A 15,070-nucleotide genomic window follows, 5' to 3' on the forward strand; every position below is an offset into this window, starting at 1 on the left:
TGTTATAAAACATTGCTTTATCGTTATTTTTGGTAGCGCAATCATTCGAGTCTACCGACTGCCGGGGTGCCGGTCAAACGGCTGCTACACTTCTATTTAGCCAATAAACAACAAAGGGGTCCCTATGCGCCAAGCCATCGTCCACATCGCCCTGCTCGTGCGCGACTACGACGAAGCCATCGATTTCTACGTCGGCAAACTCGGTTTCGAGCTGCTGGACGACACGTACCAGCCGGCGCAGGACAAGCGCTGGGTCGTGGTGGCGCCCCCGGGCGGCGCCGGCACCACCCTGCTCCTGGCCAAGGCATCGAAGCCGGAACAGGTGCCGTTCGTCGGCAACCAGGCCGGTGGCCGCGTCTTCCTGTTCCTGAACACCGACGATTTCTGGCGCGATTACGAACGCCTGCGCGGGCATGGCGTGCACTTCGTGCGCGCTCCGAAGGAAGAGGACTACGGCACCGTGGCCGTGTTCGCGGACCTGTACGGCAACCTGTGGGACCTGCTGCAGCTGCGGCCGGACCATCCCATCGCCGCACGTCTGCACCTTTATCAGCAGAGCAACGATGCATAGAATGCAAGATTCCACATGACCCCGAGGGCGACGCGTGAAACTGATCGGAACGGCGAGCCTGGTCCGGCGACAAATAGACGGCATCGTCCATTGTGAAACCGAGTTGTGCCTGGCCCCGGGCGCATCCGACCGCTACCTGGTCAATCTGCGCCAGGGCCACCTGGGCGAGGACGCATCGCCCGACTCCATCCCGCTGGCGCTCGGCATCCTGGCCACCTACGACGACCGCGACGCAAGCCGGGGCAACAGCCTCCGCACGGCCGGCCGCATGGCGTGGTATGCGGTCGCGCTGCAGGGCGTCGTTGCGCTGCCGTTGAGTCGTAAACTCGACAACAATGTGCCCGCTCTCGCCATGCTGGCGCTGTACTGGCTGTCGGTGCGGGTTCGCCGGATGCTCTGGATTTCCGTTTATCGTCGCGATGGTGCTGATCTGGGCGATGCTGGCGCCGCGCTGAAAAGCAAAAAGCCCGCTCAGTGCGAGGATTGGCAGTGCCAATCCGGGCGAGCGGGCTTCGTTTTTCCAAAACGAAAAACCCCGTCGAGATCACTCGACGGGGTTTTCTTAATAACTAGCCTGACGATAACCTACTTTCACACTGGTTGCAGCACTATCATCGGCGCAGAGTCTTTTCACGGTCCTGTTCGGGATGGGAAGGGGTGGTACAGACTTGCTATGGTCATCAGGCATAACTTGTACGAGTGCCGCAGCTTATGCATGCGTCACTCTGAATCCGGAAGAAGCAGTTTTCGTAATCTGTTGTCTCAACAAACAGCCGAACCCTTGCGTTGGCAATGACTGCCAAGGTTATAGGGACAAGCCGTACGGGCAATTAGTATCAGTTAGCTTAATGCATTACTGCACTTCCACACCTGACCTATCAACGTCCTGGTCTCGAACGACCCTTCAAGGAGCTCAAGGCTCCGGGAAATCTCATCTCAAGGCGAGTTTCCCGCTTAGATGCTTTCAGCGGTTATCTCTTCCGAACTTAGCTACCCGGCAATGCCACTGGCGTGACAACCGGTACACCAGAGGTTCGTCCACTCCGGTCCTCTCGTACTAGGAGCAGCCCCCTTCAAATTTCCAACGCCCACGGCAGATAGGGACCAAACTGTCTCACGACGTTTTAAACCCAGCTCACGTACCACTTTAAATGGCGAACAGCCATACCCTTGGGACCGGCTACAGCCCCAGGATGTGATGAGCCGACATCGAGGTGCCAAACTCCCCCGTCGATATGAACTCTTGGGAGGAATCAGCCTGTTATCCCCAGAGTACCTTTTATCCGTTGAGCGATGGCCCTTCCATACAGAACCACCGGATCACTATGTCCTACTTTCGTACCTGCTCGACTTGTCGGTCTCGCAGTTAAGCACGCTTATGCCATTGCACTATTAGCACGATGTCCGACCGTACCTAGCGTACCTTCGAACTCCTCCGTTACACTTTAGGAGGAGACCGCCCCAGTCAAACTGCCTACCATGCACTGTCCCCGACCCGGATCACGGGCCAAGGTTAGAACCTCAAACGAACCAGGGTGGTATTTCAAGGTTGGCTCCACGAGAACTGGCGTCCCCGCTTCAAAGCCTCCCACCTATCCTACACAGATTGGTTCAAAGTCCAATGCAAAGCTACAGTAAAGGTTCATGGGGTCTTTCCGTCTAGCCGCGGGTAGATTGCATCATCACAAACATTTCAACTTCGCTGAGTCTCGGGAGGAGACAGTGTGGCCATCGTTACGCCATTCGTGCAGGTCGGAACTTACCCGACAAGGAATTTCGCTACCTTAGGACCGTTATAGTTACGGCCGCCGTTTACTGGGACTTCAATCAAGAGCTTGCACCCCATCATTTAATCTTCCAGCACCGGGCAGGCGTCACACCCTATACGTCCACTTTCGTGTTTGCAGAGTGCTGTGTTTTTATTAAACAGTCGCAGCCACCAGTTTATTGCAACCCTTTCACCCTCATGGAGTAAACCATTCAAGCTACCGGGGCGTACCTTATCCCGAAGTTACGGTACCAATTTGCCGAGTTCCTTCTCCCGAGTTCTCTCAAGCGCCTTAGAATACTCATCTCGCCCACCTGTGTCGGTTTGCGGTACGGTCTCGTATGACTGAAGCTTAGAGGCTTTTCTTGGAACCACTTCCGATTGCTTCGTGTCACAAGGACACACGTCTCAACCCCTTGAATTACGCGCCCGGATTTGCCTAAGCGCCTTCTATGAGTCAAGAACCAACTATTCCAACAGTTGGACAACCTTCCGCGATCCGTCCCCCCATCGCATCATACGACGGTGCAGGAATATTAACCTGCTTCCCATCAGCTACGCATCTCTGCCTCGCCTTAGGGGCCGACTCACCCTGCTCCGATGAACGTTGAACAGGAAACCTTGGGCTTTCGGCGAGAGGGCTTTTCACCCTCTTTATCGCTACTCATGTCAGCATTCGCACTTCCGATACCTCCAGCATCCTTTACAAGACACCTTCTCAGGCTTACGGAACGCTCTCCTACCATATGGATCAAAGTATAAATACTAAGAAACATATCCGCAGCTTCGGTGACTGGCTTAGCCCCGTTACATCTTCCGCGCAGGACGACTCGATCAGTGAGCTATTACGCTTTCTTTAAATGATGGCTGCTTCTAAGCCAACATCCTGACTGTTTTAGCCTTCCCACTTCGTTTTCCACTTAGCCAATCTTTGGGACCTTAGCTGGCGGTCTGGGTTGTTTCCCTCTTGACGCCGGACGTTAGCACCCGACGTTTGTCTCCCAAGCTCGCACTCATCGGTATTCGGAGTTTGCAATGGTTTGGTAAGTCGCAATGACCCCCTAGCCATAACAGTGCTCTACCCCCGATGGTGATACTTGAGGCACTACCTAAATAGTTTTCGGAGAGAACCAGCTATTTCCAGGTTTGTTTAGCCTTTCACCCCTACCCACAGCTCATCCCCTAATTTTTCAACATTAGTGGGTTCGGACCTCCAGGGCGTGTTACCGCACCTTCATCCTGGCCATGGGTAGATCACCTGGTTTCGGGTCTACACCCAGCGACTGTCGCCCTGTTCGGACTCGATTTCTCTACGGCTCCCCTATCCGGTTAACCTCGCCACTGAATGTAAGTCGCTGACCCATTATACAAAAGGTACGCCGTCACCCCACGAAGAGGCTCCGACTGTTTGTATGCACACGGTTTCAGGATCTATTTCACTCCCCTCCCGGGGTTCTTTTCGCCTTTCCCTCACGGTACTGGTTCACTATCGGTCGATTACGAGTATTTAGCCTTGGAGGATGGTCCCCCCATCTTCAGACAGGATTTCTCGTGTCCCGCCCTACTTGTCGTACGCTTAGTACCACCGTTCGAATTTCGTGTAAGGGGCTATCACCCTCTATGGCCAGCATTTCCAGGCTGTTCCACTATTCGATCGACTATCACGTACAAGGCTCATCCCATTTCGCTCGCCACTACTTTGGGAATCTCGGTTGATTTCTTTTCCTGCAGCTACTTAGATGTTTCAGTTCGCCGCGTTCGCTTTGCATACCTATGTATTCAGTATGCAATGACCTAAAAGGCCGGGTTTCCCCATTCGGAAATCTGCGGATCAAAGTGTGTTTGCTCACTCCCCGCAGCTTATCGCAAGCTACTACGTCCTTCATCGCCTGTAATCGCCAAGGCATCCACCATGTGCACTTATTCACTTGTCCCTATAACGTTGGCCCCTGCATGAGTATCAGGGAACGTCATATCGACAAGGATTCAGCTTACTTTGTTTGTTGATACATACAGATTTTCTACCCTAAGTGTTCGATACATTTTTCAACGTATTGAACGCTTAAAGAAAACTTTACTTCTTCCAGATTGTTAAAGAACGAGAACTACACTTATCTAAAGCTTGTGCCTTACATAAATGCAGTGAACAGAGAGTGGTGGAGGATGACGGGATCGAACCGACGACCCCCTGCTTGCAAAGCAGGTGCTCTCCCAGCTGAGCTAATCCCCCATTTTGGTAACTGGTGGGTCTGGTTGGATTCGAACCAACGACCCCCGCGTTATCAACACGGTGCTCTAACCGACTGAGCTACAGACCCGAACTGTTCTCGTTTAACTTTATAACAGCCGATAAGCGTGGGCGCTTGATGATGGAGCGTTAGCTCCCAGTGCCACTCTAGAAAGGAGGTGATCCAGCCGCACCTTCCGATACGGCTACCTTGTTACGACTTCACCCCAGTCACGAATCCTACCGTGGTAAGCGCCCTCCTTGCGGTTAAGCTACCTACTTCTGGTAAAACCCGCTCCCATGGTGTGACGGGCGGTGTGTACAAGACCCGGGAACGTATTCACCGCGGCATGCTGATCCGCGATTACTAGCGATTCCAACTTCACGCAGTCGAGTTGCAGACTGCGATCCGGACTACGATACACTTTCTGGGATTAGCTCCCCCTCGCGGGTTGGCGGCCCTCTGTATGTACCATTGTATGACGTGTGAAGCCCTACCCATAAGGGCCATGAGGACTTGACGTCATCCCCACCTTCCTCCGGTTTGTCACCGGCAGTCTCATTAGAGTGCCCTTTCGTAGCAACTAATGACAAGGGTTGCGCTCGTTGCGGGACTTAACCCAACATCTCACGACACGAGCTGACGACAGCCATGCAGCACCTGTGTTCAGGCTCCCTTTCGGGCACCCCTCAATCTCTCGAGGGTTCCTGACATGTCAAGGGTAGGTAAGGTTTTTCGCGTTGCATCGAATTAATCCACATCATCCACCGCTTGTGCGGGTCCCCGTCAATTCCTTTGAGTTTTAATCTTGCGACCGTACTCCCCAGGCGGTCTACTTCACGCGTTAGCTGCGTTACCAAGTCAATTAAGACCCGACAACTAGTAGACATCGTTTAGGGCGTGGACTACCAGGGTATCTAATCCTGTTTGCTCCCCACGCTTTCGTGCATGAGCGTCAATCTTGACCCAGGGGGCTGCCTTCGCCATCGGTGTTCCTCCACATCTCTACGCATTTCACTGCTACACGTGGAATTCTACCCCCCTCTGCCAGATTCAAGCCTTGCAGTCTCCATCGCAATTCCCAGGTTAAGCCCGGGGCTTTCACGACAGACTTACAAAACCGCCTGCGCACGCTTTACGCCCAGTAATTCCGATTAACGCTTGCACCCTACGTATTACCGCGGCTGCTGGCACGTAGTTAGCCGGTGCTTATTCTTCAGGTACCGTCATTAGCCCAGGATATTAGCCTGAGCCGTTTCTTCCCTGACAAAAGAGCTTTACAACCCGAAGGCCTTCTTCACTCACGCGGCATTGCTGGATCAGGCTTGCGCCCATTGTCCAAAATTCCCCACTGCTGCCTCCCGTAGGAGTCTGGGCCGTGTCTCAGTCCCAGTGTGGCTGGTCGTCCTCTCAGACCAGCTACTGATCGTCGCCTTGGTGAGCCTTTACCTCACCAACTAGCTAATCAGATATCGGCCGCTCCAGGAGCATGAGGCCCGAAGGTCCCCCACTTTCATCCTTGGATCGTATGCGGTATTAGCGTAACTTTCGCTACGTTATCCCCCACTCTTGGGTACGTTCCGATATATTACTCACCCGTTCGCCACTCGCCGCCAGGTTGCCCCGCGCTGCCGTTCGACTTGCATGTGTAAAGCATGCCGCCAGCGTTCAATCTGAGCCAGGATCAAACTCTTCAGTTTAATCTCTGTTTTTGCTACTTTCGTAGCAGATCGCTCACTCAAAATACTGACCGTCACTCATTGCTGAGCAACGTATTTCTTTTGTGTGAACATTTGATAATTTAAGCATTCAGCACCCCGAAGGATGCTGGCACTTCATCAAACGCCCACACTTATCGACTGTTGATTGTTAAAGAGCTGTATTCGGTACTGCCTTGCTGCGCTTGCGAATCGTTTTGTTCGTCAGCAGCAGAGGAACGAGATTATGCAGTGTTTCGTTTAACTCGTCAACCCCTCGTCTATTTCTGCAACACACTCGATGTAATCGATCTGACAAGCTTAACTGGTTGATTCAGTTAAACTTTTTGTGCGCTGCAGAAGCAGGACGCGAACTATAGCAAACGCGCAGGCACCTGCGCAAGGCCTGTTTTGCAGTGCCTAAAAAGCTGGCATCCAGCTTGCTTACTGTGTGTTGCATAAAACAAAGCATCAATAAAACGGAGCATATTTACACGCTTGATTGTTCCGTTCTGGTACAGGTGCTACATTTATGAACAGTCGATTCCCAATATAGAGCCGCGGTCCAGGGCCAACCAGGAGACTTGGAATGACTTATCAACACGCAGGCTTGCTCGCCCCCGGCGACGACATGGCAACGATGATCGCGATCTCGCACCGACGCTCCGAACAATTCGGCCTGAGCCCCGATTCACGGCCCGATTTCACCCCCGTATCCGGCACCGACCTGTCCTATCTGGTCGAACAGAATCGCCTGCTGTACAGCCACGCGGTGCCCGCGATGGAAACGCTGTACCAGCAGATCGCCAACACCCACAACATGGTCTTGCTGACGGATGCGCAGGGCGTGATCGTGCATTCGCTGGGCGACGCCGACTTCCTCGAAAAGGCCAACCGCGTCGCGCTGACGGCGGGCGTCGCCTGGTCCGAGGAGAGCAAGGGCACGAACGCGATCGGCACCGCGATCGCGGAACGGGTGCCGACGACGATCCATGCGGACCAGCACTTCCTCTCCGCGAACCACTTCCTGACCTGCTCCGCGGCACCGATCACCGACCACCGCGGCAACGTGGTCGGCGTGCTGGACGTCAGCGGCGACCGGCGCAGCTTTCACAAGCACACGATGGCCCTCGTGCGCATGTCCGCCCTGATGATCGAGAACCAGCTGTTCGCGGCGACGTTCGAAAACGCGATCACCCTGCACTTCCACACGCGCCCCGAATTCATCGGCACGCTGATGGAAGGGATCGCGTCGTTCAGCCCGGGCGGCCGCTTCCTTGCCGCCAACCGCAACGGCCTGTTCCAGCTGGGCCTCTCGTATCCCGCACTGCAGGCCCATACGTTCAGCTCCCTGTTCGGCCTTCCCGTCTCCGCCCTGTACGATCACTACCGCACGGCGGCACCCGGCCTGCTCGACCTGTGCATGCACAACGGCGTGCGCGTGCGCGGCCGGGCGGAACTGCGGCTGACGAACGGCGTGCACGTGCTCACCGGCGCGTTCGACGATGCGACGCAGATGGCGCCCATCGCACAGGTGCCCGCGAAGGCACCCACGCGGCGCCTGTCCGGCCTGCGCTACCTGAACACGGGCGACCCGCAGCTCGAACAGGTCATCGACAAGGTCAACCGCGTGCTCGGGCGCGACGTGCCGATCATGATCATGGGCGAGACGGGCACCGGCAAGGAATTGCTGGCCCAGGCCATCCACAACGATTCGCCGCGCGCGCAAGGGCCGTTCGTCGCCGTGAACTGCGCGTCGATTCCCGAGACGCTGATCGAATCGGAGCTGTTCGGCTACGAGGACGGCGCGTTCACCGGCGCGCGCAAGAAGGGGGCGGTCGGCAAGATCCTGCAGGCGAACGGCGGCACGCTGTTCCTCGATGAGATCGGCGACATGCCCTATCCGCTGCAGGCCCGCCTGCTGCGCGTGCTGCAGGAACGGATGGTTACCCCGCTCGGCAGCGGCAAGTCGATCCCGGTGAACGTGGAAGTGATCTGTGCGACGAACCACAACCTGCGCCGCCGCATCGCCGAGGGCCTGTTCCGCGAAGACCTGTATTACCGCCTGAACGGCCTCGTGGTGAAACTGCCGCCGCTGCGCGAGCGCACCGACCTCGAAACGGTGGTGCGAAAAATCCTCTCTGTGGAGAACGAAACGGGCGGCACGCACACGATCTCGGACGAGGTACTGCGGCTGTTCAAGCGCCACAAATGGCCGGGCAACTTCCGCCAGCTGACGAACCTCCTGCGCACCGCCGCGATCATGGCCGGCGACGAGGAAGAAATCGGCCTGCGCCACATGCCGGACGACTTCCTGGACGACATCGCGGAGACGCCCGAAACCGCACCCGCGAGCGCGCCCGCCGCCCAGCAGATGATCGCGTCCGGCGCCAATCTCGAAGAGATGGAACTGGCCGCGATCCTCAAGTCGCTCGAGGCGAACGGCGGCAACGTGTCGGCGACGGCGCGCGCGCTGGGCGTCTCGCGCAACACCATTTACCGCAAGCTGCCGCATCTGAAGACCTCCCCATGAATGATCAAGCGGCCGGGAAGCCGGACGACTTCCAGCGCGCGCCGTCCTTGCCGATCGTGAGCAGGTCCACGCCCGGCAGGTGCGCGGCCAGCGCGTGCGCGCGGCGTGCGCCCATCACCATGAATGCGGTCGACAGGCCGTCGGCCTCCAGTCCGGTGGGCGCCAGCACCGTGACGCTGGCCAGCTCCGTCGGCGAATCGCCGCTGGCCGGATCGAAGATGTGGTGGTGGCGCAGGTCCGACGTGAACGCCGACGCGTAATCGCCCGACGTGGCGGCGCAGCGCCCGTCCAGCACCAGGCTCGCGGCCACCGCGTCTTCGTTGCGCGGATCGCGGATGCCCAGGTGCCATGGCCGCCCGCCGGTGCGGCCCAGCGCACCGTATTCGCCCGTGTCGACGAGCGCGTGGCGGATGCCGTGCCGGCGCAGCGCGGCCAGCGCGAGGTCCGTCGCATAGCCTTGCGCGAGGCCGTTCAGCGTGATCGCCATCCCCTTCCGTGCCAGCACGACGCGTTCCGGCCCCGCCTGCACCTGCGTCCAGCCGACGAGGCGTTGCGCGCGCATGCGTTCGGGCTCGGGCGGCACGCCGTGCGCCGAATCGAACGCGCGCCACAGCGGCTGCACCGTGATGTCGAACGCGCCCTGCGTCAGGCGCGACAAGGTGCGCGCATGCTCCAGCACCGTCAGCAGATGCGGGTCGGGCCCGTGCAACACCTTGTCGCGGTTCAGCCGGAACACCTGGCTGGGCGGCTGGTGGAGGCTCATCAGCGCATCCACGCGGCGCGCCTCGCCCAACGCGGCGGCGATGGCCTGCTGCGCGGCTTCCGGGTCCGCATGGCGCACGGCGACGCTGATCGTCGTCCCGAATGCCAGCGCGGCGCCGCTGTGCAGTGGCAGTTCGTCGGCTGCGGCCGCGTCGGCCACCGCGGCGCCGGCCATGCCGCCCAGGGTGGCGGCGATGAAGGTCCTTCTGTGCATCATGCTCTCCTGTCGATGACGTCCGGGGCCGGGACGATCGGAATCGTCCGGCTGCGCTTCCGCTCCAAGATCCGCGGCGCGCACTGTTCGTCGCTTGCGTGGATAACGACACATTCCATACATTGAAAACACTCCTCGTAGTCGACCTTCCCGCTCGGGACGATCGCGTTGTAGCCGCAGCGGTGGCGGCACGTTTGACACGGCGTGCCGCATTCGGCGCGCCGCGGGATCCAGTCGAGCAGGCGCACGCGGCCCAGCAGCGCGAGCGCCGCGCCGAGCGGACAGAGATAACGGCAGAACGCCTTGTTGACGACCATGGCGGCCAGCAGCAGGCCGGCGGCATACGCGACGAACGGCCAGGCGCGCACGAAATTCAGCGTGATCGCGGTCTTGAACGGTTCCAGTTCGACGAGCCGGTCTGCCTGCGCCGGCGCCCACACGGCCGCCAGCAGGATCGCCGCCAGCACGCCGTACTTCACGCGCTTCAGGCGCGCATCGAGCACGCGCCGCACGGCGACCTGCGGCAGCCGCAGCGCCTGTCCCGCGAGACCCGCGAATTCCTGCAGCGCGCCGAAGGGACACAGCCAGCCGCAGAACGTGCCGCGCCCCCAGACGAACAGGGAGACGAGCACGAATGCCCACAGCGCCACGGTCAGCGGATCGAACAGCAGGTAATCCAGGCCCCGCCCCGCCCGGAGGGCCTGCACGATGCCGGTGAGATTGACGATGGACAGCTGCGCCTGCGCCGCATAGCCGATGAAGCCGATGGTGAACAGCAGCCACGCGCGGCGCAGCCAGGCGAAGCGGCGCGCGTGGGCCACCAGCCGGCGCTGCTGCCACAGCGCGGCCGCGAGCAGGGCGAGCGCCACGCCCAGCACGAGCAACTCCACGCGGCGCGCCTTCCAGCTGGCCTGCCACGCCGGCGCGGCGCCCTCCGGGGCGATGTAGTACGCCTCCGGCAGGCGGTACGAGAACGCGATCTCGCGCGTGATCCGCTCGGGATAGACGATCCCCTTGCTGCGCGTGACGGGCAGCGCGAAGTCGAGGGCGCGCGCCGGATCCAGGCCCGCCTGCGCGATGACCCGGAGCAGCAGCATCTCGTCGGCCGGCAGGTGCACGCCGTCGGCCAGGCGCGGTTCGAGATCGAGGTCGCGCATCTCCACCGGCAGGCGGTCCTGGCGCAGCACGATGCCGCGCGGGACGCTGCCGCGCACGAAGTCCGCCCCGGTAAGCGTATGCGGACCGGCCGTCAGCACGAGCAGCGCGTGGTCGCCCGGTTCCAGCCTGCCCTGCAGCCGGTTCCACGTGCGCGGCGCCAGCAGGTTGCGGCCGACGGCCGGCACCGACGCCCACGCGACCCACAGGTCGATGAAGACGTCGTCAGGCTGCGCGAGCGCCTGTGCATCCAGTCCGGCGCCGCTACTCCCCGCGAACAGCCGCTCGACGTCGCCCCGGCGCACGCGGACATGCCGCACGAGGCCCGCATCGAGCATCTCCTGCAGCGACAGCGGCGCGAAGACATCCATGCGGATCCGGCCGATGCGGCCCGGATCGCGCCCCTGCGCAAAACCGAGCTTGGCGCGCGCCACCTTCAGCGCGGCCGACAGGACGCTCTGGTTGATGATGCGGACGGACGCCGTCGCCTTCGACACTCCGTCCAGGCTGCCCTTCGCGCCGCCGACCGTGATGCCCTGCCCCAGCGACCGCCCGCGGTACTGCTGCAGAAACTCCCGCAGGGGCGCTTCCCCGAGACCTTCCAGGAACACCGGTTCGTGCTGCGACAGCACCGCCACGTCGAGGAAGGTGCCTTTCGGGTCCATGACGACGAGGAGATTCGGCGGCACGCCGGCGAAGCCCGGCACCGGCGCCAGGTCGGCCGATTCGAACGCATAGCCGACCAGCTCCGTCACCGTGCCGTTCTGCTTGAACAGCGGCCAGGCCGGGATGTCGGCCGATTTTTCGCCGACGACCAGCGGCGCCGGGAAGCGCCGCGCCAGCTCCGCCTGCGTCAGCGTGCCGGCGTGCGCCGCGGCGCAAAGCAGGAGCCAGCAGATGACGAGGCGGAGCAGGTTCATGGCCGCATCAGAAGAAGATGATGCCGCCGACGGAACCGCCGTTCATGCGCGCGGTGGCGCCGCCGAAGCCCTTCGAGCGCGTCTGCCCGATCTCGGCCACCAGCGTGATCGCGCTGTTCAGCGCATAGTAGGCGCCGGCCGTCAGGTTGGCGTTCGACTTCAGGCCGCCCGTGCCGACGGTGTTGTCGTCGTTGGCGCTGCGGCCCCACGACAGGCCCAGTTTCAGCGCGTCGGTCGTCTTGAACGTACCCTGCACGAGGAAGTTCCTGGAGCGCACGTCGCCCTGGTCGGCGTCGGACAGGATGCCCAGCGCGCGGCCCGTCTGCGCGTTGACGAGCAGGCCGGCGGCGCCCAGCTGGTACGATGCGCCGGCTTCGAAGCCGTTCATCGTGAGGTCGCTCGCGCCCGGCGTCTGCGTTTCGAAGCGCTGGGTCTTGGCACCGAGCCAGGCCTTGAAGCCGTCCTGCGCGAACGAGAGGCGCGCCTGCACCTGCGGGCTCGAACGGGTCGAGTAGCGCGGGCCGGCGATGACCGGCGTGTCGGACACGGGGCTCATCACGCCGAAGTCGAAGCCGATGCCTGCGTCGTTCTTGGGCGTGCTGTAGACGATCTGGCCATACGTGCCCAGGTAGCTGTAGCCGGCGCCGATGTGGCCCAGCGTCACGCGGCCGCGCTGCGTGGCCTGCACCGGCGCGCCGGCGCCGACGAGGGTCATGTCGTTCAGGATCGCATTCGCGCCGAAGATGCCGTAGTCGCGGCCCAGCTTGAACGTGCCGAGGTCCGCGCGGCCGAACGTGAAGAAGGCCTGGCGCACGTCGACCGTGCTGTTTTGCGCGATCGCGCTGTCCGTCGCCGTGGCGACGTAGATGCCGATCTTGGCGGTGACGTCGAAGCCGCCCTGCGTCGACGACACGGACGTCACGAGGCCGCTGGGCAGCAGGCCGTTGCCGATGGTGGTGCGGTGATCCTCGCCGCCGCAGCCGAGCGCGCGGCCGCCCAGCGCCAGTCCGCCGACGGCGTCGCCGCTGCACGAGACGCCCGTGTAATAGGCGTTGACGATGCCGCCGACGTTGACCGTCCAGTCGCCGGCCTTCAGGTCGACCGCGGAAGCTTGCGTGCAGGCGCCGATCGAGGCCATGACGGCCAATGCGTGAACCTTCTTCATTTGTCTCCTCGCTTTCTTGTTTGTAGTGGGATACATCGTTGAGATGTACCGACAGTGATGGCAAGTTGCGTGCCCGGTCGCTCACCCGGGGAAAAGCGAGGAAACAGCGTATTTTTCTGTGGCGAATCGGATCAGGTGTTGCAGTTTTGACCGTCCGCACACCGAAACTAACTAAACGGTATAAATAAAAAAAACCGCGGCCGAAGCCGCGGCAAAACAGGGTCTTGACGCCGGCCGCCGCCGCAGCCGATGCATAACCCTCCCTGACCACTTACCTGGAGTTCAAATCAAATCTTGGTTGCGAGCTTGAAGACCCAGACCGAGCCGCCCTGCTCCAGGAAGTTCACCTTCTTCGCAACCTCGCCGCCCCACAGCGGCACGGCACCGCCCCAGCCGGAGACGACGGCCACGTATTGCACGCCGCCGTCTTCCCACGTCACCGGCGGCGCGACGACGCCCGAACCGGTCTGGAACTTCCACAGTTCCTTGCCCGACTTCGCATCGACCGCCTTCAGGAAGCCCTCGGGCGTGCCGTAGAACACGAGCCCGCCGGCCGTCGTCATCACGCCGCCCCACAGCGGTGCCGTGTTCTTGTTCTCCCAGACGATCTTGCCCGTCCTGGGATCCACCGCGCGCAGCGCGCCGATGTAGTCGTCGTTCAGCGGCTTGATCGTGAAGCCGGCACCGAGGTAAGCGCCACCTTTCTTGTACGTGATCGGTTCGTTCCAGATCTCCATGCCCCACTCGTTGGCGGGCACGTAGAACAGGCCGGTCTGCGGGCTGTACGCCATCGGCATCTGGTTCTTCGCGCCGAGGAAGGCCGGCGCGGCGAACACGGTCGAACCCTTCTTGCCGTCGCCCTTCGTCGGATCGCTGGGACGGTTGGCGGCGATGAAGTTCGGACGGCCCGTCTTGAGGTCGATGCCGCTCGCCCACGTGATCTTGTTCACGAACGGGAAGGCATTCTGCAGCTGGCCCGTCTTCGCGTCGATCACGTAGAAGAAGCCGTTGCGGTCGGCCTTGCCGCCGTAGCGCTTGCCGTTCATGTCGAACGTGACGAACTCGTTGGCGCCGTCGAAGTCCCACGAATCGTTCGGCGTGCTCTGGTAGGCCCACTTGATCTGGCCCGTCGTCGGATCGAGCGCGAGCGTCGACGACGAATACAGGTTGTCGCCAGGGCGCAGGTGGCTGTTCCACGGTGCCGGGTTGCCGGTGCCGATGTACGCAAGGCCCGTGGCCGGGTCATACGTGCCGCCCATCCAGGTCGACGCGCCGCCCGTCTTCCACAGCTCGCCCGGCCAGCTCTTGTTGACCGTGCCGGTGACGCCCGCATCAATCGCCTTGCCGTCCTTGTCGTACTTGTAGCCCATATGGCCTTCGACGGTCGGGCGCGACCACAGCAGCTCGCCCGTCAGCGGATTGCGGCCTTCCACGCGGCCCACGATGCCGAACTCGCCGCCCGAGACGCCCGTGATCAGGACGCCCTTGGCGATCAGCGGCGCGGCCGTCATGGAGTAGCCGGCCGCATAGTCGTCGACCTTTTCCTTCCACACGACCTTGCCGGTGTTCTGGTCGAGGGCGACCAGTTGCGCATCCAGCGTGCCGAAGATGACGAGGTTGCCGTACACGGCGGCGCCGCGGTTGACGACGTCGCAGCACGGCATGATCGCTTCCGGCAGGCGGTGCTCGTACTTCCACAGTTTATTCCCCGTCTTCAGGTCGATCGCATAGATGCGCGAATACGACGCGGTGACGAACATCTTGCCGTTGGCGATGATGGGCTGCGACTCCTGCCCGCGCTGTTTCTCGCCGCCGAACGAGAACGACCAGGCCGGGACCAGCTGGCCGACGGTCTTCGTGTTGATCTGCGTGAGCGTCGAAAAACGCTGGCCCTGCGTACCCATGCCGAAGGACAGCACGTTCTTCGTGTCCTTGGCCGCGTTTTCGATCATCGCGTTGGTGATGTCGGCCGCCTGGGCGATGAACGCCAGCGGGGCGAGTCCTGCGAGCAGGATGGTCATTCTCGTCTTCATGCTTGTCTCCTTTGTTGTCGTTGT

Annotated in this window: 6 protein-coding genes, 2 tRNA genes and 3 rRNA genes; 2 read left to right on the plus strand and 9 right to left on the minus strand. The window is 61.1% G+C overall.

Going from position 1 to position 15,070, the window contains the following annotated elements:
- The first annotated feature begins 124 nt into the window (after positions 1-124).
- Complete coding sequence (locus tag ACL58G_RS00060; protein ID WP_440964554.1) at positions 125-571, plus strand: VOC family protein; 447 nt, start codon at positions 125-127, stop codon at positions 569-571.
- A gap of 572 nt (positions 572-1,143) precedes the next feature.
- On the opposite strand, the gene rrf is transcribed toward ACL58G_RS00060, so the two are convergent.
- From rrf to ACL58G_RS00085, 5 genes are all read right to left on the minus strand, one after another.
- Positions 1,144-1,256, minus strand: a 5S ribosomal RNA gene (rrf, locus tag ACL58G_RS00065).
- Positions 1,257-1,380: 124 nt separating this feature from the next.
- Positions 1,381-4,273, minus strand: a 23S ribosomal RNA gene (locus tag ACL58G_RS00070).
- A 220-nt stretch (positions 4,274-4,493) separates the two neighbouring features.
- Positions 4,494-4,569: transfer RNA gene (locus ACL58G_RS00075), tRNA-Ala, on the minus strand.
- Positions 4,570-4,580: 11 nt separating this feature from the next.
- Positions 4,581-4,657, minus strand: a tRNA-Ile gene (locus ACL58G_RS00080).
- 81 nt (positions 4,658-4,738) lie between these two features.
- Positions 4,739-6,267: ribosomal RNA gene (locus tag ACL58G_RS00085) — 16S ribosomal RNA — on the minus strand.
- Together the 16S, 23S and 5S rRNA genes with 2 tRNA genes alongside form the textbook arrangement of a ribosomal RNA operon.
- Before the next feature lie 586 nt (positions 6,268-6,853).
- Here ACL58G_RS00085 and ACL58G_RS00090 point away from each other — a divergent pair.
- Entirely contained in the window at positions 6,854-8,797 is a 1,944-nt protein-coding gene (locus ACL58G_RS00090) for a sigma-54-dependent Fis family transcriptional regulator (RefSeq protein WP_440964555.1), read from the plus strand.
- A 4-nt stretch (positions 8,798-8,801) separates the two neighbouring features.
- Here ACL58G_RS00090 and ACL58G_RS00095 read toward each other — a convergent pair whose 3' ends face one another.
- The 4 genes from ACL58G_RS00095 to ACL58G_RS00110 all read right to left on the minus strand — a co-directional run bounded on the left by ACL58G_RS00095 (position 8,802) and on the right by ACL58G_RS00110 (position 15,046).
- Positions 8,802-9,776, minus strand: a complete 975-nt coding sequence (locus ACL58G_RS00095; RefSeq protein ID WP_413386550.1) for an FAD:protein FMN transferase — start codon at positions 9,774-9,776, stop codon at positions 8,802-8,804.
- Complete coding sequence (locus tag ACL58G_RS00100) at positions 9,773-11,848, minus strand: 4Fe-4S binding protein (protein WP_440964556.1); 2,076 nt, start codon at positions 11,846-11,848, stop codon at positions 9,773-9,775. Before ACL58G_RS00100 ends, ACL58G_RS00095 begins: the two co-directional genes overlap by 4 nt.
- Before the next feature lie 7 nt (positions 11,849-11,855).
- Positions 11,856-13,013: a porin gene (locus ACL58G_RS00105; protein ID WP_413342554.1), complete on the minus strand. Its 1,158-nt coding sequence runs from the start codon at positions 13,011-13,013 to the stop codon at positions 11,856-11,858.
- A gap of 287 nt (positions 13,014-13,300) precedes the next feature.
- On the minus strand, positions 13,301-15,046 hold the full coding sequence (locus ACL58G_RS00110; protein WP_440964557.1) for a PQQ-dependent methanol/ethanol family dehydrogenase: 1,746 nt from the start codon (positions 15,044-15,046) through the stop codon (positions 13,301-13,303).
- Between the last annotated feature and the right edge of the window lie 24 nt (positions 15,047-15,070).

The organism is Massilia sp. GER05, assembly GCF_052056005.1.
GTDB lineage: Bacteria > Pseudomonadota > Gammaproteobacteria > Burkholderiales > Burkholderiaceae_D > Telluria > Telluria orientalis.